Raw genomic sequence first — 18,526 nt, forward strand, 5'->3', positions numbered from 1 at the left:
CAATGCGGTGGTTTTTCTGTTTTTGAGTATATCTTAATGATATGGATTACGCTGCTTCTAGGTGCGTTGTTAAGTATGGTTGCCATGCTTGTTGGTACAAGTTTTTAGACTGTGCACGCATGTTGCGAATAGAAGCGAGTTCTAGTTCGCTTAGTTCGCGTTTCTCCATCATCGCTTGGCGTTCTAGTTTCTGGATTTTTTCGTATAGGTCGTGTTCAGGACCGCTTTTCACATCTGCGATGGCTTTTAAGTGCAGTTGAACTTCGGCAACTAGATTTGTCTTTGGTAAACGAACGAGTAAGTTCAAGTCTCTATAGCCTGAAGGACCAGGTTTTTTGAAGCGATTTTTTACTTTAACAATTGTTGTTTCACGCTCTAAGGTTTCATAAATGGAGACTAAGCTCGCGACGTCTTCAGCAACAATCGTGGCACGGGCTAGGTCAGTAATGCGTTCGACTTTTCCATCTAACTCCAAAGCTATTTTTTCTTCTGCTCGTTGTTTGGACTTTACGCCTGCGAAGTATGGCTGAGCATCATTAAGAAGTGCGGTACTTTTACAGATAGTTTCAAGCTCAAATTGTGCTTGGTGAGCTTTGCTGTAAAGAATGTCGAAGTCAGTGTATGGCTGAATTGGAGTTGCGTCGATTGACTGAATACCATACAAGCCGCTAAGGCTATGTTTAAAGAGTTTCGAACAAACTTCGTTTTGACTTGTTGAACGATTTTGATCGCCACTCGGCGCTGGGGTAATTGGAAGTGCGGCAAATGCCGGTGCACGGCTAAGTACCAAAAGCATCAATGCTGTAGTACGAAGAAATAAGCTCATTCACTCTCCTTAACTTGCTTGTACTTAGAAAATAGGGAACATAAAGGTCGCTAAGTTCGGCAAATCAGGTACTAACTTATTAATGGGGTCATTACGAAAGATTCCAAGGTTTCAGTTTTGTCTTGAAGTGGAATCGTGCGTTAGATCACCATTTCTCTTTTCTTTATTCTGTTTATCAGATAAAGGCGTGGTTCCTATAAGAACGTTTACATCCTATCACCGCTGTATTAACCAAAGATGAACGGCATAGACAAATTGAAAAAAATCGTTAGTCTTACTTCTCAAAATGAAAATCAGCCGACAAGTAGAAAGTAAAATGAGAGACCAAGAGTTTTGGCATAATAAATGGGCCAGTAATCAAATCGGATTTCACTTGGAAGATGTAAACCCGCTATTACCTGCATATTGGCAACACACAAACCCAAAGCGTGAAGACAAAGTGTTAGTGCCTTTGTGTGGAAAGTCAGAAGACTTGATTTGGTTGGCGATGAAGCATGATTCAGTTGAAGGTGTTGAGCTGAGCCATATCGCTGTTCGTGCCTTTTTTGCTGAACATTTTTATACGCCAACCGTGACGCCTGTTAATGGTATGCACGAGCTTTATCAATTTGATGAGCTCTCTATTTATACTGGGGACTTTTTCACTGTACCAGTATCTCAAGCCGATATCATTTATGATCGCGCCGCGTTGGTTGCTTTACCGCAAGATATGCGAGAGGAGTATGTAGAGCGTCTCAAGCAACTTTTGAATCCAGGCGGTCGTATTTTGCTTGTTACACTCAACTATCCTCAAGAAGAGATGGCAGGGCCTCCATTTAGCGTGCCAGTCGAAGAGATTGAGCAGTTATTTTCAGGTTACAAAGTTACCTGTTTGAACGTAGATGAAGCTGATGAAAACCATCCTAAAATTGCGAAAAAAGGCTTAAGTCGCTTCTCTGAAGAAGTGTACCTAATCGAGAGTGAATAGGTTTTTTTGGTTTGTAAAACGAAATAGCGCAGCAATTTGAGCTGCGCTATTTTTGTATAAGTGGTTCGTATTTAATAAGTGATATTAACTTTTGAAGCACTTTCAACAGCATCTTGAACGGCTTCTTCGGTGGTTTTTCGTCGCGTAAGGACAACACCTAAACGACGGCGACCATCGATTTCTGGCTTGCCGAATAGACGAACTTGCGTTTGAGGTTGAGCTAAGGCTTTGGTTAGGTTGTCAAAGCGAATGTTTGTGGAAGTCCCTTGACCAAGAATAACGGCCGACGCAGATGGACCATATTGTACGATATTATTAATCGGCATTCCGGTAAATGCACGTACGTGGAGAGCAAACTCTGACATTTCCTGAGAAATCATAGTGACCATGCCTGTATCGTGTGGGCGAGGAGAGACCTCATTGAAAATGACCTTATCGCCTTTAACAAATAACTCTACACCAAAGATGCCGTAGCCACCGAGTGCGTTGACTACTTTCTCAGCCGTGTATTCAGCTGCTTTTACTGCGTTTTCTGACATAGCTTGCGGTTGCCATGATTCGCGGTAGTCGCCATCTTCCTGACGATGGCCAATTGGAGCACAGAAATGCACACCGTCAACGGCTCTTACAGTCAATAAAGTGATTTCGTAATCGAAGTCGATAAAACCCTCCACGATCACGCGACCTGCCCCCGTACGTCCGCCTTCCTGTGCGTAATCCCATGCCTTTGCAACGTCGTCTTCGGTCTTGATGACACTTTGCCCTTTACCTGAAGAGCTCATAACTGGCTTTACTACGCACGGGATGCCTACATGCTCAACCGCGGCTTTGAAGTCTTCAAAAGTATCTGCAAAACGATAAGGTGATGTCGTCAGTTCTAGTTCTTCTGCAGCCAAACGTCGGATACCTTCACGATTCATTGTTAGCTTGGTTGCCTTAGCGGTTGGAACAACATTCAGCCCTTTTTCTTCAAGCTCTACCAGTTTGTCGGTTGCGATAGCTTCGATTTCAGGTACGACGTAAGTAGGTTGTTCCTTCGTAATAACTTCTTCTAAGGCGCTTCCATCTAACATATCGATGACGTAACTACGGTGAGCAACTTGCATCGCTGGAGCATTAGCATAGCGATCACAAGCAATCACTTCTAAACCAAGTCTCTGACATTCAATTGCGACTTCTTTACCGAGTTCGCCAGAGCCTAAAAGTAATACACGGGTAGCATTTGCGCTGGTTGCAGTGCCAAACATAGTGTTCCCTTACAAAATAGAGTGGTGAGACAGAAATTGCAGGAGATCATACTGAAGTTTCATGACAAAGCAAACGTTTGCTTTTGGTTTTTAGGCAATAAAAAAAGCTCTACATGCCGTAGAGCTTTTTATACTGAAATTGTCGCTTATACGTTGACAAAACTAAGTGGAATATCTGGATTCAACGCTTCTAACGTTGATTGCGTATCAGCCAAATGACTGATCTTGCCTTCTGAGTTTTCTACCAGAGCAGCGGCTTTGATATTGTCAAAAGTTTCACCCGCAAGTAGTACTTGGATCAGCGCAACTTGTAATGGCGGCAAGCTAGGGTTAAACGCCGCATTTTCCGCATAAGCACCTTGGAATACACGGCCGCTAGCCATTTCTAATGCTAAGCCACTCAAGTTGTTGGTATATGGTGAGTGGCTCATGTTCATCGCTTCAACAGCGCTTTGAATTAGAGTGTCTTCATCATCGCATGAGAACTGATGCTTTACTTCTGCCATTAAGCCGGATTCGATACCGAGATCGTTTGGTCCAAAGGCTTCAGGTAGGTATTCATGCAGCGACTTTTCTTCGCGTTCTGGGAGCTGAATTTTAAGCTCGTTTGCGGTAGATAACTCGTTCATGAACTGACGGCAGTGACCACATGGGCTGAAGTTAATAGTGATATCTTTAATACCACGTTCACCTTTCATCCAAGCGTGGCTAATTGCAGACTGCTCAGCGTGAACTGTTTGACCTAACTGAACACCAAAGAATTCCATGTTGGCACCGAAGTAAAGGCGACCTGAGAGACCACGAACGATAGCACCGACATAAAATTCAGAAAGAGGAGCATAGGAATATGCTGCGGCAAAAGGAAGTAGAGCAACACGAAGCTCTTTATCTGATAGACCGGTAGCTGAAAGCAACTGCTCAAACTGTTGAACTGAAAGCGTAGCATCAAAATCATCAGCTTGGATGATAGGAGCAAGTTGTTTGGAAAGTGCTTCTGGAGCGCCTGCTAGCGCCTGTTCAATGCGACTTTTCATGTTGAATCCTTGTTATTGCATGGACAGTTATTCTATGTGAAGGATAGAAATGTTCCGTGCGTTAGATCACGATAAATAATGCAATTGATAATTCTGTTGCATAATTAGAGTGAGCTCACACATGTATTCGATTGCACTGACGTGAAGCGTTATCTCCGTCTCACAATTAACCATATCAGTATATATTCATATGACCAAGACGCTGGGATATGTTAATTACGATGCCTACATGTCCACACAACGTTATTCCTAGATATCTAAGCAACGTTGAGTCAGTAATATTGCACTGAATGTTGAAGTTATTAGTGTGTATCTCGTCAGAGTACCTTAACGATCTTACTAGAACGGGTTGTTAGATGAGGTAATACAGAATTTTGGAAGGGATAAGGAAGAAACGGGAAGGCCACGGCCTGCCGGAAGGAGGGCAGACCGAGAGCGCTTAACTATTGATATAGCCAGACAGCCAAAGCAAAAAAGCTTGGAGCCAAAATAGAAGTGATGATGCCGCATAAAACCAATGCGAGTGATGAGAACGCGGCATCAATGGGCTGTTTCTCTGCACATGTCGCGGTGCCTAAGGCATGAGACACGGTACCCATTGTTAGGCCACGTGCAATCGGGTGTTTAATTCCAATTAAGTTGTAAATTGGGTATGCCAAAATCGCGCCCAATAAACCAACAATCAGAACCAAGATCGCCGCAACGGCAGCTTCACCACCGAGGTGACTCGAAATTTCCATTGCTATTGGCGTAGTGACGGATTTACCCACTAGACTTGCGATTAAACTGATATCCGCTTTGAAAGCGACTGCGATCAAGGTGGTTGTCATCATCGACATCACACTGCCTACTGTGCAAGCAAAAGTGATGATTCGCCAGTTTGCTTTAATCTGTGGTAGTTGTTCATATAACGGGTAAGCCAGAGCAACTACGGCTGGTTGAAGTAAAAAACTGATCCCTTCGTTATCCGCATAATACGTTTCAAACGGTACATTTAAGTAAGTAAGCAAAGGAATGAGCACTGCAATACTGATTAGCAAAGGATTTGCTAGAGGATTATTCACTTTGATTGCGATTTGGCGCGCGACAAGAAAAACCGCAATGGTAACAACTAACCACATATCAGTGCTTCTCCTTTAGCAAGTAGTCCAGCAGCCAAGCGAGGCTGACCAGTACAATGAGTGAGCCTCCAACTGCGCTAGCAATGATAGGGAGGGCATTAGCGAGTAGCATATCGAAATGTTGCATTAATCCCACGCTAATAGGAACGAACAACAAAATCATGTAGCGGATAAATAGCGTGGCGCCCGGTTTGACCCAATCGACCTTTACAAGCCCAAGAGTCATGGAGAAAAACAGTACGAGCATACCGATGACACTTCCTGGGACGGAAACGCCAGTGAACTTTTGAATGGTAATTCCGATGCCAAGTGCCCCCATGATGAGGAAGATTGAAATGAGCAGTTGGATCAGTTGTAAGAATCGTTCTTTAATCATTTTGACAGTATATAAACAACAAGCACACCATAAGGTGCGCTTGTATTAGGAGGAGTTAAGAAGCTAAGCTCTCTACATAACGGTACACGGATTTTAATATCGCAATCTTCTTTTCGTCACTTTCATGTTCGTGAACTAAGTTTTCTAAATTCAGCATGTACTCTTCAATTTGGCTTTCAAACACTTCTCGACAGTGTAATGCCCAGCGTCTCTGTTCTTGTTCGTCTAATGTGCCTGGGAAGTTACGCGCACGATAGCGGAACAATAGAGGTTTAATGCGCTTGTCATCAAATTCAATGTCCAATGCGGCAAGATTGTTCGGGTCGGTTTCTCGAATGATATCCATGGCTGCGCGATCGGCCGGAGAGAAGAATCCGTCGTAAAGTTGTGTATCGACGTCATCACTTTTATCGAATTTACGCTCGACTGAAAAGAGGCTAATCAGCTTTTCTCTAATTTCAGGATGTTGGCGCAACAAAGCGAGATTAGCGAGACATTGCTGGCGATCAATGCCAATAGACTCTGCATTTTCAGCCGTTAACGTTTTTGCAGGGGCGAGAATAGGGCATTTGTTCAAATGAACTAGTTTAACTGGCACTGGTAGCAATTCACCAAGATCTTCTCGCTTAGTGTAGAGTCTTTCGTGTAGCTCTTCTGCGGATAGCTCAAGAATAGGTTGAGGGTCTTTCGCTAAATCGATAGTGATAACAGCGTTGTTATTGGTTGGATGCCAAGCAATAGGCACAATCCAGCTAGTGTACTGGCATTCGCGCCCTAGCATGCCTGAAACGTGCATCAACGGCGTCATGTTGACGATGTCGACTAATTCATTGAGCTTGCGCTTTTGGCGCATAGAAAAGAAGTAGTCAAACAATTTTGGTTGCGCTGCTTTGACTTTTTTCGCCATTTCGATAGTCGCAATCACGTCTGCCATCGCATCGTGCGCGTTACTATGTTCTATGCCGTTAGCAACAGACAAGTGCTCTAATTTAAAACTAGTGAAGCCATCTTCGTTTTCTGGCCATTCTACGCCTTCTGGGCGAAGGGCGTGGCATGCGCGTAGCACATCGAGTAAATCCCAGCGCGAGTTACCGTTTTGCCAACTCCATGCGTATGGGTCGATAAAGTTACGATAACAAGTATAACGGGTCACTTCGTCATCAAAGCGAATGCTGTTGTAGCCTAAACTGGTTGTATTTGGTTTCGCGAGTTCAGCGTGAATCTTAGCGATAAACTCAGGCTCAGAAAGGCCTTCTTGAACCGTTTTTTGCGGAGTAATACCAGTAATAAGCGCAGCTTCAGGAGACGGAAGATAATCAGCAGGTGGCTGGCAGTACATGACTAAAGGTTCGCCGATGATATTGAAGTTTTCATCTGTGCGGACACCAGCGAACTGGCTTGGGCGATCTTTCGCGGGGTTTGTTCCCCATGTCTCATAATCAAAGAAGAAAAAAGTGGGCTGATTATCTTGGTGCATTCTGCTTACCGTTTACAAAACCGATGACAGTATTAGACCATTCAACGCCTTGACTAGCAACGAAAGATGCAAGTTGAATTTTTGAAAATGAAAAAGCCGATGGCGAACCATCGGCTTGATACTTTACGTTTTATCGCTTTGGAAAGAATTTGAGTTCTATGCTCGTGTTTCTTCCAATGTTGCTTCACTTTCTGGTGACTTCAGCACTCGGCTAGCAATTGTACCCGCAGTCATTGATCCTGAAACGTTCAGTGCGGTACGTGCCATATCGATCAATGGTTCAATAGAGATAAGCAGCGCCGCGATGGTGACAGGCAAGCCCATTGCAGGAAGAACAATCAATGCTGCAAACGTCGCGCCGCCACCCACACCAGCGATACCAAATGAACTGATGGTGATAATCGCAATCAATGACAGGATAAAGTGTAGATCCAGTGGGTTGATGCCCATTGTCGGAGCTACCATCACTGCCAGCATTGCAGGATAGATACCTGCACATCCGTTTTGGCCGATAGTGGCACCAAACGATGCTGATAGGTTTGCAATTGCTGGTGGAACGTTAAGCTTGGTGATTTGCGCTTCTACGTTTAGTGGGATCGTTGCTGCTGAGCTACGAGATGTAAACGCGAAGGTCAGTACAGGCCAGATTTTCTTAAAGTATTCCGCAGGGCTAACGCCGACAAACGAGACTAATACGCCGTGAACAACAAACATCAGAGCGATAGCAACATAAGACGCCACAATAAAGCCAAGTAGGTTTAGGATGTCGCCTGCGCTTGATGTCGCTACCACTTTTGCCATCAGTGCTGCGATGCCGTATGGCGTTAACGCCATGATCATCTTCACTAATCGCATAACGATTGATTGAGCTGCTTCTACGAAAGTACGAATCGGTGATTCTAACTCTGCTTTTTCCATCATCACCTTACGAGCGGCGATACCGGTTAATACACCGAAGATAACGACAGCGATAATTGAGGTCGAGCGAGCACCTGTTAGATCAGCAAATGGGTTGGTTGGAATGAAGCTAACTAGCATTTGAGGAATAGTCAGGTCACTTACTGTACCAGCACGGCTTTCTAAAACGGCGATACGAGCGGTTTCACGAGCACCTTCAGTTAACCCTTCTGCTGACAGGCCAAATGTTGTTGTCACCAAGATACCGATAAGTGCAGCAATTGCAGTCGTTACTAGAAGAACAGAGATGGTCAGGCCAGAAATTTTACCTAATGATCCACCTTTCTCCAATTTAACAACTGCAGAGATCATCGATACCAATACTAGTGGCATGATGACCATTTTCAGTAGACCAACGTAGCCACTGCCTACAATGCCTACCCATTCAAGTGTTTGAGCAATTGCGCTGTTGCCTTCACCGTGAATGAGTTGCAAAGCAAGACCAAAAAGAGAACCAGTAACAAGACCGATTAAAACGAGACGAGAAAGTGTGTGTTTCTTTTGTTGTTGGTTAAAAAGAAAGAACAATATGCCAACAAAGACGGCTAGAGAGGCTATCACTGCAAAATTCATAATCTGACCTTATCAACCTGCCGAAATGGCGGTTGTTTTTTATACGGGGTTTTATACGGATTTGTTTATGGGGCGTAAGATAACGCTCGCGATATAACTTTAAAAATGACAAACGGGTATTAGCTAGATCTAAAATGAATATAAAAACGAGATCTAAGTCGCGTGAGAGTGTGAATTAGAACGTTAAATGTACAAAATGGTTATTCGTAGTGATGCAGTAAGTCACGCATTTCTTGCCTTTGTAAGTAAACCACCGAGTCTTCTTGATAACTGAAAAGTTGATAAATCATCGCTTTGGCGACATCTTCCGCTCGAATAGGTAAAAAGTTGGACAGTTTGCCAAGCATGAATGGGCGAATTACCTTAAACAGAGTTTGCACTAACTTCTCGTCCGTTCTTGGGCTTTGACGTTGACCAACAAGCGGGCCTGGGCGAACAAACACGATTTCCTCAAAACCCATAGCTTCGATTCTTTGTTCCATTTGTCCTTTACAGGCTAAGTAATGGGATGGTGATTTACTATTTGCACCAAGGCTAGAAACAACCGCAAGGCGTTTGACTCCGATCGTTTTCATCTGTTGGGCGACTTTACACACCAGATCAACATCTACTCTACGTAAATTATCCTTACTGCCTGCTTGCTTAAGAGTTGTGCCTAAACAAATAAAGCCGATGGTCGGTGTTGGCTGGTTATCATCCCATTGGTGGATAGAGAGGTCGGCATCAATGAGAGGAACAAGCTTATTGTCCGCATCTAGGACGCCATCGAGTGGGCGGCGAGAAAGATAATATAAGGTACCAACACCTGATTGATTTATGAGGTTTGTAATGACTTTTGAACCGACTAAGCCAGTCGCCCCAGCGATGATGGCGCAGGTGTTGTTATCCATATCCTTTCTCCTATATGGGAATATAGCCTAAGCTATTGTAGCGGATTTCAAGGAGTTACTTATAATCGAATGCTCGAAAGGTGAGACGCTCTGCGAACTCAGTAGACTTTCCTAACAGAAATCTGATTAGCGCTGCCCCAAGCGGATGCAAGGGTATACAATAGTGGACGCTCAAAACTGGGGCTGAGCAAGATTTCTTAATCAATGGAACACCTCTCACCCAGACAACATCAAAGGAACGTAAAAAATGGATGACTCTTTTGCAGCGGAGATACAAGCGCGCATAGATAACAAAACCAAACCCGTCGGTTCTTTAGGCTTATTGGAAAAGGTGGCACTACAGCTAGCTCTTATTCAAAGTCAGGATAAACCTCAGCCAGTTGATTCCATCGCTATCTGTAAACCGAGCATGCTGGTGTTTGCTGGAGATCACGGCGTTGCAGAGGAAGGCGTAAGCATTGCGCCAAGCGAAGTCACTCAGCAAATGGTGGCTAACTTTCTCGCCGGCGGCGCAGCCATCAACTGCTTTTGCGACATCAATGGCATCCAACTCAAAGTAATAGATTGCGGCATGTTGGCACCTATTGATGTGCTGGTTCCAGAATTTAAGTTTCATCCAAACTTGGTTGAACAACGGTTGGGTAACGGTACGGCTAATTTTTCTAAACAATCAGCGATGTCCCCAGAACAAGTGGCGCTAGGTTTAGAGTATGGTGCGAAGATTGCTGAGCAAACCATTTTGTCTGGCTCAAATCTATTGATGTTCGGTGAGATGGGCATTGGTAACACCAGTTCGGCTTCCGCACTGTTATCGGCGCTGAGTTCATTAGATATTGATTATTGTGTTGGTGTCGGTACAGGAATCAATCAACAGCAGTTGAGCCGTAAATATAAACTAGTGGCACAGGGCGTGAACCGATGTCGAGGTCTTGATACTAAAGCGATTCTCGCACAGGTTGGAGGCTTTGAAATCGTACAAATGGTGGGCGCATTTTTAGAAGCCAAGCGGCTTAAAACCCCAGTTTTAGTGGATGGATTTATCGTATCGGTTGCTGCGTATATTGCAACGTTGCTAGACGAAGAAGCACGCGAATACATGTTGTTTGCCCACCGCTCCGAAGAAAATGGACATAAGTTTGTATTAGAGTACCTAAAAGCAGAACCTCTACTCGATCTTGGTTTACGATTAGGGGAGGGAACCGGAGCCGCTCTTGCCTTACCCTTGTTAAAAGCTGCTGCCCAGTTTTACAACAAGATGGCGAGCTTTGAGAGTGCAGGAGTTACAGTATAGTGTCAGTCCCTGATAATTCTGAGAACGTCACGCCATCATCGTTAAGATACCAGTGGGAGTTGTTTCTATTAGCTATCAGTTTTTTTAGTCGCTTACCCGTACCCCAAGCGTTGCCATACAGTGAAGAACGCATGAATCAGGCCGGACGTTATTTCGCGTTAGTTGGTCTCGTAATTGGAGCGCTTTGTGCTCTGGTATTTTCGCTCACCTCAATTCTTTTCCCAGAATCGGTTGCCATAGTATTAACAATGGTGTTTAGCTTATTGTTAACAGGGGCATTTCACGAAGACGGCTTGACTGATATGGCGGATGGCATTGGCGGTGGCATGACTGTCGAGCGACGCCTCTCTATTATGAAGGACAGCCGCATTGGCACTTATGGTGCAGCCACTCTCATTATGGCGTTATTGGCTAAGTATGTTTTTTGGAGTGAACTGGCTAACTTGCCGCAGTTTTGGTTGGTCATTGTCGTCGCTTATACCGCAAGCCGAGCACTAGCCGCGACGCTTATTTATGACATGCCCTATGTCAGTGACAGTGATACGTCGAAAAGTAAACCGCTGGCAAATAGCCAGTCTTCTTTAGAAGTCTCCATTTTGTTGTTTACTGGTGGCATAACATTGCTTGTGCTTGGTATCACGCAGGCGATCTTTATATCGCTTGTTCTCGTGGTATTTCGTTTGATGTTCAAACGTTGGTTAACCAAGCGAATTGGCGGCTTTACGGGGGATTGTCTTGGCGCAGCGCAGCAGCTATCGGAACTGCTTGTTTATCTCACTATGATTGGGTTTTATCACATCTCATGAAGCAATTGATACTCGGTGGCGCGCGCTCTGGGAAGTCGCATTTGGCGGAAAAAACAGCCAAGCAATTATCGACCACTTCTCAACACTCATTACATTATGTTGCAACCGCGCAGCCATTTGACCAAGAAATGCGAGAGCGAATAGCGCATCATCAAAAGCAACGAGGGGGCGAGTGGCAAGAGCATGAATGCCCCCTTCATTTATCTGAGTTACTGACAAATTTCGCTAACACCGATGTTGTACTGGTCGATTGTTTAACCTTGTGGCTCAATAATTGGATATTTGAGTTAGGTGATGAATGTTCCAATGAGAAGCTAGAAGCAGAAATTGAAAAGCTTATACAGGTGGTACGTGGCTCAGATGCGACGTTAATATTCGTCTCTAACGAGGTTGGAATGGGTATTGTGCCTTTGGGGGCGGTTAGTCGTTACTTTGTGGATAATGCAGGACGGATGAATCAAAAACTAGCCAGTGTTTGCCATCGTGTTACCTTTGTTGCTGCTGGTTTGCCGTTGGTTCTTAAAGAGTAGGATGGAACAAAATGAAAACACTCAATATCTATCTTGTGCGTCATGGAAAAGTAGATGCTCCACCAGGACTCCATGGCCAAACAGATGTAAAAGTTACGCCTGCTGACCAAGAAAGCATTGCTCGGGCTTGGATCGAGAGTGGACGAGGTGTGGGTGGAGTGATTTGTTCTCCGCTTTCACGTTGTCAAGAACTGGCAAATATAATTGCTGAACAGCAATTATTACCAGTAATGACGGATGAATCTTTACAAGAGATGGCATTTGGTGATTTTGATGGTATGCCTTTTGATATGCTCACTGAGCAGTGGAAAAAGCTAGATGCTTTTTGGCAATCGCCAGCACAACATACGTTGCCGAACGCTGAGAGCTTAAGCACATTTTCTGAGCGCATATGTCGCGTTTGGTCTCAAATCATCAACGATATCAATGACAATCTACTTATCGTCACGCATGGTGGCGTCATTCGTATGATTCTTGCTCATGTATTGGAGTTAGATTGGCGTAACCCCAAGTGGTATTCGACGTTGTCGATAGGAAACGCTTCTGTCACGCATATAACAATTACCATAGATGAGCAAATTTACGCCTCGGTGCGTTCGATTGGCGTACCTCTTTTAACTCGTTAATTTATAAATATTAAAATGCCCAAAGCGATACTGCTTATGGGCATAGTCACGGAAGATGTCAGTGGAAGCCCATCTGCTAGGTGCAGGAAGCGAAAATTGACTCAGTTACATAAAAAGGAAATATAGAAATGACAACGCCGAGTTGGGATTTGTCCATCGTTTATAACGACCTTTCTGACCCACGAATTCAAGACGATATTGCTCTTGTTGAACAATGTATTGATCTTTTGAATAAACAATCAGCAGATTGCGGCAACGTAGAGATCATGCAAAATGCGATTTTGACCAATGAAGCCGCGAGTCGTTTAGCGGGCACAGTTGCAAATTTTGCGAGTTGTTATGCTTCTGTTGATGCAACAAACGCCGAAGCGAAATCGTTACTTGGTAAAATGACCCGCATCTTTTCGGAGCTTTCTCAAGCGTTCAGTCCCTTTGATTTGACACTAACGCATGCCGACGAAGAGTTTATCTTGCGCGTGTTAGATCATGAGAATCCTGATATCAGTGGGCAAGCATTTTCTATCTTGAACTCCAGAAAGCTGGCGGATACTCGTCTTAGTAACGCCGAAGAACAGTTACTTGCTGCGATGAGTGTGGATGGTAAATCGGCTTGGGGTAACCTATACGATAACCTGACTGGCTCATTGAAAGTGAAGCTTGAGTATGCAGATGGTAAGAGTGAAGTGCTTGGGTTTTCTCAAGCGGCAAGCATTCTTTATGGTTCTGAATTCGAGCGTCAAGAAGCCGCTTGGCGAGGCGTACAAGATGCAATGCAAACGCACCAAGAATCATTCGCTGCAATTTTGAATGCGTTAGCAGGATGGCGTTTAACTGAAAACAAAAAGCGTTCGACGAAGCGTGAAGTTCACTTCCTAGAGCCGAGTTTGCATGGTAGCCGAATCCAAGCTGAAACTTTAAATGCGATGATGACCGTAGCCAAAGACAGTCGAGCTATTGGTCAGAAAGCGGGTTTATTGATGGCGAAAGTACATGGTCTGGATGAGATGAAACCTTGGAATCATCTGGCGGCTATGCCTGCTTTGAGCGGTGAAGCGAAGGTCTACGACTTTGATGAAGCGATTGATGTTATTTGTGAAGCATTTGAAACAGTAAACCCTGAGATGTCGGAGTTTGTCCGTTTGATGGTACAAAACGGATGGATTGATGCCGCGCCAAATGCCAGCAAGCGCCTTGGTGCATACTGCACCAAACTGCCAGCAACGCGAACACCACTTGTGTTTATGACTTGGAGTGGCAGTCGCTCAGACCTGATGACTCTCGCGCATGAACTTGGCCATGCGTTCCATAACTGGGTTATTCGTGATTTGCCACTTTGCCAAACTTACTACCCAATGACGTTAGCAGAAACCGCCTCTATTTTTGCAGAAAACATCGTTCGTGATCATTTGATTTCGAAAGCGGAGAGCGTCGATGAAAAGCTAGAGATGTTGTGGGAAGAGTTGTCATCTGCGCTAGCTTTAATGATCAACATTCCGGTCCGCTATGAGTTTGAGAAATCGTTCTATGAACGCCGCCAGGATGGAGAGTTAACCGCAGATGAATTCTGTGAGTTGATGTCTGAAACTTGGAAAGAATGGTATGGCGACGTAATGAGCGAGCCGGATCCGTACTTCTGGGCAAGCAAGCTGCACTTTTCTATCGATAGTGTGAGTTTTTATAACTACCCATACCTGTTTGGTTTCTTATTCAGCAAGGGTATTTATGCACAGCGAGAAACCAAAGGCGAAGCGTTTTACACCGATTACATCAATTTGCTGCGCGATACTGGCTGCATGATGGCGGAAGATGTTGTCGAAAAGCATCTATCGATGGATTTAACTCAACCAACGTTTTGGCAGCAGAGCGTTGAGCTAGTGCGTGAAAAAGTCGATGAGTTTGAGCGTTTGCTCGCACAGCGCGGCTAAGTTTTTCGCAGTGTTGATGCATAATCTGCTTTATAGCTACAAAAATTTGATCAAATCATAATGATCTTAATCAGGGCTGTGGTAAAGTTCACAGCCCTAACACTTTGTAATTGTTTAAAAATTAAACGCCTCAATGCTTGATTTGAGTGCCTGGCGCGAAAAGGTATCGGATTTTCGAGGGAAATAGTGATTTCTACTCATAAGTGAGATCGCAGCAACAAAAATCCTTTGTACAATTTATTAACATACCCGCCGTGCTATTAAGGAGTAACGCATGACGAAGTCTCTCTTTCGCCAATCGTTTTTAACTGACACGTTAGATGTTCATATCGATGTTGCACCAGCGGAGCAGGTGCTTTCTAACGGTGTAAAACTTAAACTCTATCAGCGTGGTGTACTAGAAGTGATCCCTGAGAACTATACTCAGGATACGAAGAACGTCATCATCTCTTGTGGGGTTCACGGAGATGAAACGGCACCGATGGAGCTGGTGGATTCCATTATTCAAGACATAGAATCTGGGTTCCAGACGGTCGATACCCGTTGTCTATTCATTATCGCTCATCCAGAATCCACTCTTGCGCACACGCGATTCCTTGAAGAAAACCTCAACCGTCTGTTTGACGAAAAAGAACACAAACAGACAAAAGAGCTTGTCATCGCTGATACGCTTAAGCTGCTTGTTCGAGATTTTTATCAGGATACCGACCCGACAACACGCTGGCACCTTGATTTACACTGCGCGATTAGAGGTTCGAAGCACTATACGTTTGCAGTAAGTCCTAAGACTCGTCATCCTGTGCGAAGCAAGGCATTAATCGATTTCTTGGACAGTGCACACATTGAAGCTGTGCTCTTGTCAAACTCACCATCTAGTACGTTTAGCTGGTACAGTGCCGAGAACTTTGGTGCGCAAGCTCTCACAATGGAGCTTGGTCGTGTGGCTCGTATTGGTGAAAATGACCTCGATAAATTGACTGCGTTTGATTTGTCTTTACGTAATTTGATTGCGGAAACGAAGCCAGAACACCTACCAAAACCATGCATTAAATATCGCGTAAGTCGCACAATCGTTCGCCTGAACGAAGACTTTGACTTTATGTTCGACGACAATGTTGAAAACTTCACTTCATTTGTTCACGGCGAAGTGTTTGGTCATGATGGCGACAAACCATTAATGGCGAAGAACGAAAATGAAGCGATTGTCTTCCCGAACCGCCATGTCGCAATAGGTCAACGTGCAGCTCTGATGGTTTGTGAAGTGAAAACCCGTTTTGAAGAGGGCGAGTTGGTTTACGATTAATCCAACATTGCTTTGAGAAGTTAATTGCAATTTACCGAGGCTTAACTGTAAGGTTAAGCCTCGTTTGTTTTTATCGGCCGCTATGGATTTTCAACAACTTATCCTGAACAAGGAACGACGCTGGCAACGTAACCTGATGGTTATGTCGATCGTGCTCGCTGTACTCTCTGCCATCCACTTGATGGTCGGAGAAATTTTCCTTTCTCCTTTTCAATCTTTATCTGCATTTGAACATAAGCTACTGGTGGACTTGCGTTTACCGAGGTTGGTGTCTGCGGCAATTATTGGTGCTGCGTTAGCGGTATCTGGCGCGACGTTACAAGTGTTGCTTGGGAACGTTTTGGCTGAACCCGGCGTGCTTGGTATATCTGGTGGTGCAAGCTTAGCAATGGTCTTAATCATGTTCGCGTCACCTGTTCTTCCCACCCCGATTGTTTTTATGTTGGCAGCGATTGCAGGCTCGATGGTATTCACGTTTGTTTTGGTGGCGATAGCAAGGGCAATGCACCTGACGACGGCTCGATTGCTTTTGGTTGGGGTCGCATTGGGTATTTTATCGAGCGCGATTGTGACGTGGGCTTTTTACTTTAGTGATGATCTTAGCTTACGCCAACTGATGTATTGGTTAATGGGCAGCATTGGTGGTGCAAGTTGGTATCAACATACCGTTACCTTGGTGATGCTGCCGGTGCTTATCTGGTTGTGTTGTAAAGGCAAGTCGCTTGATAAATTGATGCTGGGTGAGATTCATGCGACCCAATTGGGTGTCGATGTACATCAAATGCGTTGGAAACTGATCCTAGCCATTTCTGTTTTGGTAGGTAGTTCAGTCGCTTTGGGTGGCATCATCAGCTTTGTTGGCTTGGTGGTACCGCACTTGTTGCGTTTGGCTTTTGGTACAGAAAACCGTTATTTATTGCCACTTTCTGCAATATCTGGCGCAGCGTTACTTGTATTTGCTGATATCGGCGCAAGACTTTTATTGGACTCCGCTGAGTTACCTTTAGGTGTCATGACAACATCGATTGGCGCACCCATTTTCATCTGGATGCTGGTGAAGAGTCATGATGCACGTTAAACATATATCGGTTGGTAGTCGATTATTGCCTCTTTCTTTTGAATGCAAAGCAGGCGAAATCGTACATGTCGTTGGGCCTAATGGTTCCGGTAAGAGCACTTTATTGGCTGCGATTTCTGGCACGTTAAGCCACCGAGAGGGTATGAGTGGTGAAGTGTACGTTGGCAACAAAAACTTGCTTACTTTACCGTTGTCAGAGCAAGCACATGTTCGAGGTTATTTGTGTCAGCAATCACGTCCAGCATTTAATGTCGATGTTTTTCAGTATCTCGCCCTATCTCTGCCGAGTGGCGCTGAGATTGCGGATATCAAAGTGCGTGATGCCGTCAATATGGTGGTGGAGCTGGTACAACTGCAAGATAAGCTTCATCGCAGTATTCAAACATTATCCGGTGGTGAGTGGCAGCGTGTCCGATTAGCAGGTGTATGTTTGCAGGTGTGGCGTACCATTAATCCTTTTTCGCAGTTTTTAATTTTGGATGAGCCAGCAGCACCGTTAGATATTGCGCAAGAGTGTCTGCTCTATCAATTGATTAACGCTATGGCGGCGCAGGGAATTGGAGTATTGGTTGCTAATCACGATCTCAACCGCACATTAAAGCACGCAGATAAAGTATTGTTGCTTAACAATGGTGTGCTGCACTCATCAGGAAATGCCGATACTGTGCTAACGGAAGAAGCCCTCGGGGAAGTATTCAATACTCAAGTCAAAAAGGTCATCGTAGATGAGCAACCTTATTTAATCTTTGATTAGTATTTAAGGGACAATAAAAAACGACCTACTTGAGGTCGTTTTTTAATCGAGATAGCCAAACTCAACGCTTACTGAGTTAGCGGTTTTAGATCTGCTGGGCGGTAGTAAACTGATTTGAGTACTTTGCCTTTACGAATGGTTTTACCTTCCGATACGAAATCTTCGGCGCATTTCGCGATGATGTATTCACCTTTCTGCACCGCCATCAACTTGATGCCTTGTTCCGCGTAAAATGCTTCTGTCTCTGAGTACTCTTGCTCGTTACGGCATACTTTGCTCATGTTGCTTGAATGTACTTCATCCCAGCAAGGAATAAATTCGATACCACGGTTTACCGCAACGTTTAATAGAAGATCAATTAAGTAGCTGATCGCTAGGTTGTCTTCTACTTTGCTGTGGCCAAGATGAACGAGACGGCCCATTAATACATACACGCTGTCTACGATGGCATCTGCTTGCTCAGTTTTACAATCTGCTTCTGCTAGCTCTGTTAGCTCTTCGATCGCCAAAGAGGTGTGTAGTGTATCTGCTTGTGCATCAAGGCTTGCAGCGTCTGCGACTGGTAAGTCGAACGTACTACGGAACTCGGTGATATCACGGTATAAGTGATCAAAAATCTCTTGGGTTAGCTTTGACAGTTGCATTCTAATTTCCATTGAATCGATTGAAGCGGCAATGATACCAAACCGCACTTTGAACCCCAAGGGCATTGCATCCAACTGGTGATAAATCTGCCTTTGGGTAA

18 protein-coding genes are annotated in these 18,526 nt (G+C 44.5%); 9 read left to right on the forward strand and 9 right to left on the reverse strand.

Annotation, left to right across the window (positions count from 1 at the left end; all coding sequences use genetic code 11):
• Nucleotides 1-46 precede the first annotated feature (46 nt).
• Nucleotides 47-826: a hypothetical protein gene (locus L3V32_RS03535; RefSeq protein ID WP_005395912.1), complete on the reverse strand. Its 780-nt coding sequence runs from the start codon at nt 824-826 to the stop codon at nt 47-49.
• Between the two features lie 316 nt (nt 827-1,142).
• Between L3V32_RS03535 and L3V32_RS03540 the strand changes: the two genes are divergently transcribed.
• Entirely contained in the window at nt 1,143-1,793 is a 651-nt protein-coding gene (locus tag L3V32_RS03540; RefSeq protein ID WP_237283816.1) for a thiopurine S-methyltransferase, read from the forward strand.
• A 71-nt stretch (nt 1,794-1,864) separates the two neighbouring features.
• Here the strand turns inward: L3V32_RS03540 and purT are convergent, their stop codons facing one another.
• From purT to L3V32_RS03575, 7 genes are all read right to left on the reverse strand, one after another.
• Nucleotides 1,865-3,040, reverse strand: coding sequence for a formate-dependent phosphoribosylglycinamide formyltransferase (gene purT, locus L3V32_RS03545; protein ID WP_006741653.1), 1,176 nt, complete (start codon nt 3,038-3,040; stop codon nt 1,865-1,867).
• A 146-nt stretch (nt 3,041-3,186) separates the two neighbouring features.
• Nucleotides 3,187-4,074 carry a cytidine deaminase gene (gene cdd, locus L3V32_RS03550; protein WP_005397788.1) on the reverse strand — a complete coding sequence of 296 codons (888 nt, stop codon included), beginning with the start codon at nt 4,072-4,074 and terminating at the stop codon, nt 3,187-3,189.
• Between the two features lie 443 nt (nt 4,075-4,517).
• Nucleotides 4,518-5,195: an LrgB family protein gene (locus tag L3V32_RS03555; RefSeq protein WP_005377888.1), complete on the reverse strand. Its 678-nt coding sequence runs from the start codon at nt 5,193-5,195 to the stop codon at nt 4,518-4,520.
• Between the two features lies 1 nt (nt 5,196).
• Nucleotides 5,197-5,571 (reverse strand): CidA/LrgA family protein, encoded by a 375-nt coding sequence (locus L3V32_RS03560; protein ID WP_005397786.1) that lies wholly within the window; start codon nt 5,569-5,571, stop codon nt 5,197-5,199.
• Nucleotides 5,572-5,626: 55 nt separating this feature from the next.
• A complete protein-coding gene (gene sbcB / locus L3V32_RS03565; RefSeq protein ID WP_237283817.1) occupies nt 5,627-7,048 on the reverse strand; it encodes an exodeoxyribonuclease I in 1,422 nt (473 codons plus the stop codon).
• Nucleotides 7,049-7,204: 156 nt separating this feature from the next.
• Nucleotides 7,205-8,578: an L-cystine transporter gene (locus L3V32_RS03570; RefSeq protein WP_005377885.1), complete on the reverse strand. Its 1,374-nt coding sequence runs from the start codon at nt 8,576-8,578 to the stop codon at nt 7,205-7,207.
• A 200-nt stretch (nt 8,579-8,778) separates the two neighbouring features.
• Nucleotides 8,779-9,468, reverse strand: coding sequence for an NAD(P)H-binding protein (locus L3V32_RS03575; RefSeq protein ID WP_005397784.1), 690 nt, complete (start codon nt 9,466-9,468; stop codon nt 8,779-8,781).
• A 247-nt stretch (nt 9,469-9,715) separates the two neighbouring features.
• Here L3V32_RS03575 and cobT point away from each other — a divergent pair, with 247 nt between their 5' ends.
• From cobT to btuD, 8 genes are all read left to right on the forward strand, one after another.
• Nucleotides 9,716-10,759, forward strand: a complete 1,044-nt coding sequence (gene cobT / locus L3V32_RS03580; protein WP_048626282.1) for a nicotinate-nucleotide--dimethylbenzimidazole phosphoribosyltransferase — start codon at nt 9,716-9,718, stop codon at nt 10,757-10,759.
• A complete protein-coding gene (locus L3V32_RS03585) occupies nt 10,759-11,565 on the forward strand; it encodes an adenosylcobinamide-GDP ribazoletransferase (protein WP_161443143.1) in 807 nt (268 codons plus the stop codon). The genes cobT and L3V32_RS03585 overlap by 1 nt, the downstream gene beginning before the upstream one ends.
• Entirely contained in the window at nt 11,562-12,095 is a 534-nt protein-coding gene (gene cobU, locus L3V32_RS03590; RefSeq protein WP_047008664.1) for a bifunctional adenosylcobinamide kinase/adenosylcobinamide-phosphate guanylyltransferase, read from the forward strand. Before L3V32_RS03585 ends, cobU begins: the two co-directional genes overlap by 4 nt.
• A gap of 11 nt (nt 12,096-12,106) precedes the next feature.
• On the forward strand, nt 12,107-12,721 hold the full coding sequence (gene cobC / locus L3V32_RS03595) for an alpha-ribazole phosphatase (RefSeq protein WP_074191208.1): 615 nt from the start codon (nt 12,107-12,109) through the stop codon (nt 12,719-12,721).
• A gap of 128 nt (nt 12,722-12,849) precedes the next feature.
• On the forward strand, nt 12,850-14,646 hold the full coding sequence (locus tag L3V32_RS03600) for a M3 family oligoendopeptidase (RefSeq protein ID WP_047008666.1): 1,797 nt from the start codon (nt 12,850-12,852) through the stop codon (nt 14,644-14,646).
• Between the two features lie 274 nt (nt 14,647-14,920).
• Nucleotides 14,921-15,949, forward strand: a complete 1,029-nt coding sequence (locus tag L3V32_RS03605) for a succinylglutamate desuccinylase (protein ID WP_006741645.1) — start codon at nt 14,921-14,923, stop codon at nt 15,947-15,949.
• A gap of 82 nt (nt 15,950-16,031) precedes the next feature.
• Nucleotides 16,032-17,027: a vitamin B12 ABC transporter permease BtuC gene (btuC, locus tag L3V32_RS03610; protein WP_053807303.1), complete on the forward strand. Its 996-nt coding sequence runs from the start codon at nt 16,032-16,034 to the stop codon at nt 17,025-17,027.
• Nucleotides 17,014-17,781, forward strand: a complete 768-nt coding sequence (gene btuD, locus L3V32_RS03615; protein WP_237283818.1) for a vitamin B12 ABC transporter ATP-binding protein BtuD — start codon at nt 17,014-17,016, stop codon at nt 17,779-17,781. Before btuC ends, btuD begins: the two co-directional genes overlap by 14 nt.
• 68 nt (nt 17,782-17,849) lie before the next feature.
• Here the strand turns inward: btuD and L3V32_RS03620 are convergent, their stop codons facing one another.
• Nucleotides 17,850-18,425 (reverse strand): nucleoside triphosphate pyrophosphohydrolase family protein, encoded by a 576-nt coding sequence (locus L3V32_RS03620; RefSeq protein WP_005397767.1) that lies wholly within the window; start codon nt 18,423-18,425, stop codon nt 17,850-17,852.
• Between the last annotated feature and the right edge of the window lie 101 nt (nt 18,426-18,526).

The organism is Vibrio sp. J2-4, assembly GCF_021728155.1.
In the GTDB taxonomy this organism is placed as follows: Bacteria; Pseudomonadota; Gammaproteobacteria; order Enterobacterales; family Vibrionaceae; genus Vibrio; species Vibrio diabolicus.